The organism is Methylobacterium sp. J-043, assembly GCF_022829505.1.
GTDB classification, from domain to species: domain Bacteria; phylum Pseudomonadota; class Alphaproteobacteria; order Rhizobiales; family Beijerinckiaceae; genus Methylobacterium; species Methylobacterium extorquens_A.
In genome coordinates this window covers 24,068-30,552 of the sequence record NZ_JAKSYB010000015.1, presented here as the reverse complement: position 1 = coordinate 30,552, position 6,485 = coordinate 24,068, and the positions used below count along the sequence as shown (strand labels likewise).

General features: G+C 64.3%; 5 protein-coding genes and 3 pseudogenes. 6 read left to right on the top strand and 2 right to left on the bottom strand.

Annotation, left to right across the window (positions count from 1 at the left end; genetic code table 11):
* On the top strand, positions 1–264 hold a 264-nt coding region (locus MKK50_RS00920), incomplete at its 5' end, for an integrase core domain-containing protein (RefSeq protein WP_499019732.1).
* A gap of 137 nt (positions 265–401) precedes the next feature.
* Here the strand turns inward: MKK50_RS00920 and MKK50_RS00915 are convergent.
* Positions 402–677: a hypothetical protein gene (locus MKK50_RS00915; protein ID WP_253471783.1), complete on the bottom strand. Its 276-nt coding sequence runs from the start codon at positions 675–677 to the stop codon at positions 402–404.
* 320 nt (positions 678–997) lie between these two features.
* Entirely contained in the window at positions 998–1,249 is a 252-nt protein-coding gene (locus MKK50_RS00910; protein ID WP_253374191.1) for a hypothetical protein, read from the bottom strand.
* A 139-nt stretch (positions 1,250–1,388) separates the two neighbouring features.
* Between MKK50_RS00910 and MKK50_RS00905 the strand changes: the two are divergent.
* From MKK50_RS00905 to MKK50_RS00885, 5 genes and pseudogenes are all read left to right on the top strand, one after another.
* Positions 1,389–1,514 (top strand): annotated as a pseudogene (locus MKK50_RS00905) (IS3 family transposase); the annotation flags it as partial.
* Positions 1,514–1,699 (top strand): annotated as a pseudogene (locus MKK50_RS00900) (integrase core domain-containing protein); the annotation flags it as partial. The pseudogenes MKK50_RS00905 and MKK50_RS00900, both read left to right, overlap by 1 nt.
* Before the next feature lie 185 nt (positions 1,700–1,884).
* Positions 1,885–2,778, top strand: a pseudogene (locus tag MKK50_RS00895) (IS110 family transposase).
* 524 nt (positions 2,779–3,302) lie between these two features.
* The gene (locus MKK50_RS00890; RefSeq protein ID WP_253374192.1) at positions 3,303–4,127 is read left to right on the top strand and encodes a hypothetical protein; all 825 of its coding nucleotides are present in this window, start codon (positions 3,303–3,305) and stop codon (positions 4,125–4,127) included.
* A 229-nt stretch (positions 4,128–4,356) separates the two neighbouring features.
* On the top strand, positions 4,357–6,483 hold the full coding sequence (locus MKK50_RS00885) for a methyl-accepting chemotaxis protein (protein WP_253374193.1): 2,127 nt from the start codon (positions 4,357–4,359) through the stop codon (positions 6,481–6,483).
* Positions 6,484–6,485 lie beyond the last annotated feature (2 nt).

Genomic DNA, 6,485 nt, shown 5'->3' with positions numbered 1-6,485 from the left:
CTCGACCGCTGGGCCTACGAGAACGGTGTCACGTTGGACTTCTCGCGCCCTGGCAAGCCGACCGACAACGCACTGGTCGAGTCGTTCAACGGCCGCCTGCGCGACGAGTGCCTGAACGCGAACTGGTTCTTGTCGTTGGCTGACGCGAGGAGCAAGATCGAGACGTGGCGGCGGCACTACAACGAGAGGCGTCCTCACACCGCCCTGGGGTGGCGAACGCCCCAGGAATTCGCCCTGGCGGCGGCCCTGCAGCCCGCCGAATGAGACCCGGAGGCTCACCTTTCGGCCGGACCAAGATCCGGGGGACCCTCATTACAGCCCGAGAACTTGCGTAGGTCGTGGACCACAAACGGGGTCAACTCCACAAAGGCTCAAAAGCCTCCTTCAAGGAGGATCACTTTTCAGGGGGCAGGCCAGTAACGGAACGACCGGAACGTCCCGTCGATGTCGAGGGCGAGCAAGCGCGTGCCGGCGATGGCCAGCATGATTGCACCCCATGTTTCCTCCGGCATCCGTGCCGCCATCACGGACCACGCGGTGGACGGGGGAAACGACGCGGGGGGACTGACCAGCGTCCACCCAAGCTGCAACAGCAGAACGGCTGCAAACCATTCGGTGATCCGCGTCTTGAAATGGCCGGTGATCCCGGCGGTGATGCGTTTGACCATGGTGAGCATGTCACGGCGCCTTGTGGCCCGGGCCCATCGCGCGATGGCTGGGTCGAGCCGTGACAAGGCGTGCATCATGGCGGCCTCCGCCGACGGGCAGGTGGTTGGGGCATCCCCGCGCCCGACGTTCCCGGGAATCGGGGCCGGGCGGGGAGGGCGATAGGGGAGGGGGGGTTCATTTCGCGAGGTCACGGCGCACGGCGTGATTCCAGGCGAGCGCTCGTTCCCCACAGCGGGTTTTGGCCCGGTCGAGCACCTTGGCCGTCCCGATGATCCGCACGATGTCGGCGCGGGTGCCAGCAAGACCCGTAAGCCGGAAGGGACCGGGATCATCGGCCCAGCAGCGTTGCGATCAGACCCTGCAGGAGAACGACCTCCACGCCCGCCTCGGCCCGCAGCCGATGACCGCCGGCCATCTCGATCTCGATGGCACTGGGGCGGAGCGGCTCGGCCCGGACAGGGGAGGGCGGTGCCGGCAGCGCCAGCGGGATGAAGCCCAGGGGGACGACATCTCCGGTGCAGGCGCTCCAGCCCGCAGGGCACGGCGCCAGCTGAACCGCCCCGGTTTTCCCGGAGGCCATTTGGTTTGGGTCAGGCTGCCAAGGTTTGGACTTCGGTCTGGGCATAGTAGCGCGCTTCGGCCTCGGCGGGAGGTGACCTGACCGGATGGCTTTGGACCGGGCTGATTGAGAGGATCAGCCAGGACCGAAGGAGTTGGACATGCGGCGAGGACAGAAGACGAGCGCGGAGCAGGTCGTTTTGAAGCTGCGCCAGATCGAGGTGGAGACAGCTCAGGGCAAGAGTTTGGCGTTGGCGTGCAAGGAGGCGGAGATCTCCGAACAGAGCTGCGCGACGAGTGCCTGAGGCAGGAGATCTTCTACTCGCTGAGAGAAGCACAGGTCGTGATTGGCCTATGGCAGAACACATACAACCGTGTCCGGCCGCACTCGTCCCTGGGCTACCGGCCGCCCGCGCCTGTCAGCTTCCCTGATCTAGCCTTCCGCCTACCCATGGCAGCGGCCATGCAGTAGCCTCTTGTAACTTGATCCCAACCTCGCCGGGTATGCTCCTCGGCGCGGTTGCGGGTGAGAGACCGTTAGCCTCTGGGGCCACCAAGCCCGCAAGTGAGCCAGGGTCCTCGCCCGCCGTTCCATCGAACCCGAACAGTCGCTTGGGCCGCTCAACGCGAAGCCCGCTTGCGCAAGGATGGGATCAGATGGACGCTCCTGTTGTCGGGATCGACGTGGCCCGTGACCGCCTCGATATTCACGTTCATCCCTCTGGAGCGAACTTCGCCGTTGACCGTACGACCGAGGGCGTGGAGCAACTGTGCGAACGCCTCCGGCCCCTGAAGCCGAAGCTCGTCGTCCTGGAGGCAACCGGCGGTTTGGAAGCCATGGTGGCACGTGCTCTCACCACCTGGAGGCTGCCAGCCGTGATCGTGAACCCAGCACAGGTCCGTGCTTTCGCTCACGCCTTGGGCCAACGCGCCAAGACCGACCGCATCGACGCCACCGTGATCGCCCCGTTCGCGGCGGCCACCAACCCACCCGTTCGCGCTCGGGCCGATGCCAAGACTCAGGCCTTGGCTGATCGCGTCCGAGCGGCAGCGAGCGAGCCAAGCTCCATCGTGCATTCGAGACAGCGTCCGGCGCGTCATAGAGGCATTGGAGCAGGAGCAGGATGTAATCGACCGCTCGATCGATGCAGAGGTAGACCGGTCGCTGAATGGCGCAGGAAGGAGACCCTCCTGACCTCCGTTCCTGGTGTTGGACCGACGATCGCACGAACCCTGATCGCGGAGCTGCCCGAGCTTGGAAGTCTCAACGGAAAGCAAGTCGCCGCGCTGGTCGGCTTGGCCCCTTGGACGCGGCAATCCGGTCGGTGGCGAGGGAGGAGCTTCATCGCAGACGGCCGCGCACCTGTTCGCACGGCGCTGTTCATGGGTGCCCTGGTGGCCAGCCGTCACAACGCCGCGCTGAAAACCTTCCGCGACCGGCTCATCGCAGCCGGCAAGCCCAAGCTCGTCGCCCTGATTGCCACCGCTCGGAAGCTGATCACCATCCTCAACGCCATCCTAAGAGACGGAACGCCATGGCAACCCGCTTGACCAGCAAGACAGTCGCTCACTCGGCTCGGTCCAAAATACTGGTCAGGTCATGACCTCTCTCACCGGCCGGGAAGCCGGACTTTTTGACGGAAGTACTCGGATCCCGGATTCTTCCGGCGAATGGGGTATCGATCATCCAGATGAGCGCGCTTACATAAAATCCAGCAGATAGATAGAATTAAATTCTCTCGCAAGACGGACGCGCCCTATCAGATTATTAACCTAAAAATAACATATGATACTCAAACAGAGCGGGAGTTGTGAAGACATGATTTGAGGAGGGATGAATGACTGTCGGCTTACCCTTGAAGCGTCCGCTGGCGCTTCACCGGAGAACCACGCGAGGCGGATGGGGCAGTTTGGTGCGAGCCGGGGCGCTTCTAGTTAATTCTCTGCTGCTCTTTACAAGCGTTACGCCGGGTTGGGTGCAGGCGGAAGAACTGATCCAGGGCCCGTCGGGCGCCCCCCTAGGTCCCGAACCTCCAAAACCTTCCTCGCCCTTCTTCCGGTTCAGCGATACGCAGGTGACCTACACATACCTGAACGATCTCCGGCAGCCGGGCGTCACCGGTGGCCGAGCCGGACGCTCCATCGAAGGCCGCAGCGCTCCGGGCAACATGCTGAGCCTCACCCATCTCCATGGCTGGGAATACGGCACCAATTTCCTCAACATCGACCTGCGGCGCTACGGTTCGCAGATCCCGGCCGGCAGACCGCCCTATCCCGGACTGGCCACGACCTTCGATTACGGCCAGACCACCTTATTCCTGAGCTATCGCGGCACCTTGAGCGGCAACACCATGGCGGGAACGCCGCTCTTCATCCTGCCCGGCATCATCAAGGACGTGTCGCTGGCCTACGGCGTCGATCATCAGAGTGATAACACGCGGCTGTCGCTGCTGCGGACCCGGGCGATGGGCGGCCTCAGCTTCTCGTTCGATGTCCCAATCGGCTTCTTCAACCTCGCGGTGTTTGCCCAGAAGGATTGGTTCCGCTTTGCCGATTTGCTGCCGCCCCTTCGCCAGACTGGGACGGACATCGTGCCCCGCGTCGAAGCGACCTATCTGGTGCCACTGACGTTCACGGGCCTGCCGCTGTCGCTGACGGGCTTCGCCTCCTACAACCCGCCCCGCGGCGACGACCCGAAGGGCGGACGGCTGAAGGCCGAGGTTCTGATGCGCAGCAACCTCGTCCTCGACCTCGGCGAACTCCTCTACCAAAAGCCCAATCGCATGAAGGCCTTCATCGGCGTCCTGCATCAGAAGAATCTGCTCGGCGCCAATTCTCGCGTCGTTCCCGGGGCGCAATTCACCTCATTCCTCGCTGGCCTGAGCTTCTCCGTGTTCTGAAGCCGTCGCGCCTCGGCCCGCCGCAACGGTGGGCAGCTCAAGCGGAACTCCATCCCTAATCAACACCCCGTTCCGAAGCCGAGGTCGACTCTGCCTCGACGTCGGCACGCGCCTGGCTACCCTACTGTTAGACGGAGAGCAGCTTACTCACTCCCTGTCGATGTTATAAATAAAACCATCCAGCAATATCAATATATGTTAACCAATCCCAACCAATACCCCGCAAAACATGAATCTCAACATCGAGTTATGCAATATGCACGATAAATCTATTTCCGTTCGAACGTGCCTGTTCGCCGTTGTCGGCTTGCTCAGTATTGTTCTAATCGGCAGCGTCGGCAATCACCTTCTTGAAGCCTTGGCTGTCGTCAGGACATCGGAGGCGTCCAGGCATAGCGCGGTGGCAGACAAGGCCATCCTCCAGACGATGCAGGCGCTGAGATTGGAGCGGGGGATCGGTGCTCAAGCGCTTCAGGTCGGGCCGGATCAAGCGGGAGCGCTTCGCGAGAGAATCGGCAAGGCGCGGTCCGATATCGAGAAGCATCTAAAATCGATCGCGGCGCAGGCGCGCTACCTGGACGATGGCGCCTTCGATGCGCTCCTGATCGAAGCGCGCGCCGAGTATCATCGGCTGACCCTGCTTAGGTCGCCGGTCGATGAAGCGCTAACAAAGGAGGTTGGCGCGCGGGATGCCCTCCTCGCCGGAACCCTGACGGCGCAGGCGGACAAGACCCTCGGGAGCTTCGGGCAGCTCTCCGGGCACGTGGGCGAGAACATCAAGCGGATGACGCCAGCCGCCGCCTACCTTGTGAACATCAAGGCGGCGGCTTGGCACACCCGTTCCGCCGTCGGAGGCGTCTACGCGACCATCATCCGGGTCATCGCAGGGGGCAAGCCGCTGGCACCGGCCGAAGCGGCGTTCGTCGCCACCGAACTCGGCAGGACCGAGGCGCATTGGGGATATGTCAGGGCTCTGATGAGCCGTCCGGGCGTTCCGGACGAACTCCGGCAAGTCTACACAACGGCGCAGACGAGCATGTTCTCGCCGGAGAGCGCCGCGTTGCGCCAAGCCATGGGCGACGGCCTCGTTACCGGCACGTTCCCAATGCCGCTTAAAGACTTCCAGCGCGACACCGATGCGCGTCATCTCACCGTGCTCGCGGTCGCAACGACTGCCATGGACGCGGTGATCGCCGTGACCGAGGGGGCGGCGGCGAGTGCCGAGCGCGCGGTGCTGTTCGCCGTCGCCAGCATCGTGGCGGTGCTGATCGTCGCGCTCGGCGGCCTGGCCATCACGCAGTTCCGCGTGGTCAAGCCCCTGCTGGCGATGCAGGATACGATGGAAAGGCTCAGCCACAATCAGCTCGACGTGAGCGTTCCGTTCCTGCAGCGACGCGACGAGATCGGCGCGATGGCCGAGGCCGTGGCGGTCTTTAAAAAGAACCTAGTCCAGAACCGCAGCCTTGAGGAAGAGGCAGCCCTGGCCAGGGCCGGTGCCGAGGCGCAGCGCAAGCACGCCATGCGGCAGATGGCCGATTCCTTCGAGCAGGATGTGAGCGGGATCATCGGCATGGTCGCGGCCGCTGCGGCGCAGCTCCAGGAGACGGCGCAGACTATGGCCGGAACCGCGACGCAGACGGCCAGCCGGTCCATCGACGTCGCCACGGCCGCCGAGCAGGCCTCGATGAACGTTAACACCGTCGCGGCGGCGGCCGAGGAACTCGGATCGTCGGTACTGGAGATCGGGCGGCAGGCCGACGGATCGATGCAACTGGCGCAGACGGCGGTCGGCGAAGCCGCGCAGACCGGCGCGCTGGTGCAGGATCTGAGCACGACGGCGGCGCGGATCGGAGACGTAATCGCCACGATCTCCGCCATCGCAGCGCAGACCAATCTGCTCGCGCTCAACGCCACGATCGAAGCCGCGCGGGCCGGCGAGGTGGGAAGGGGCTTCGCCGTGGTGGCCGCCGAGGTGAAGGAACTGGCGAACCAGACCGCACGGGCGACTGATGAGATCTCGGCTCAGATAACGCAGATCCGGGGCTCGACGGATGGGGCCGTGGGCGCGATCAGCGGGATCGCGATGCGCATCCGGGAGATCAGCGGCGTTGCGACATCGATCTCCGCCGCGGTGGAGGAGCAGGGCGCAGCCACGCAGGAGATCGTGCGCAACGTCGCCCAGGCGGCCGTCGGCACGCAGGAGGTGACGGGCCACATCACCGGCGTGGCCCAGGCTGCCGAGGCGACCGGTACGGCAGCCGACCAAGTGCTCGGTGCGGCCTCTGACCTCACGCGCCAGTCAAAGCAGCTCTCCGATCAGGTTACGAGGTTCTTGGAGAGCCTGCGCGCCGCATAGCG

What these genes read in the sequence shown, in the direction of transcription:
- MKK50_RS00915 (WP_253471783.1), bottom strand. Translation starts at nt 677, where the DNA reads ATGCTCACCATGGTCAAACGCATCACCGCCGGGATCACCGGCCATTTC.
- MKK50_RS00910 (WP_253374191.1), bottom strand. Translation starts at nt 1,249, where the DNA reads ATGGCCTCCGGGAAAACCGGGGCGGTTCAGCTGGCGCCGTGCCCTGCG.
- MKK50_RS00885 (WP_253374193.1), top strand. Translation starts at nt 4,357, where the DNA reads ATGAATCTCAACATCGAGTTATGCAATATGCACGATAAATCTATTTCC.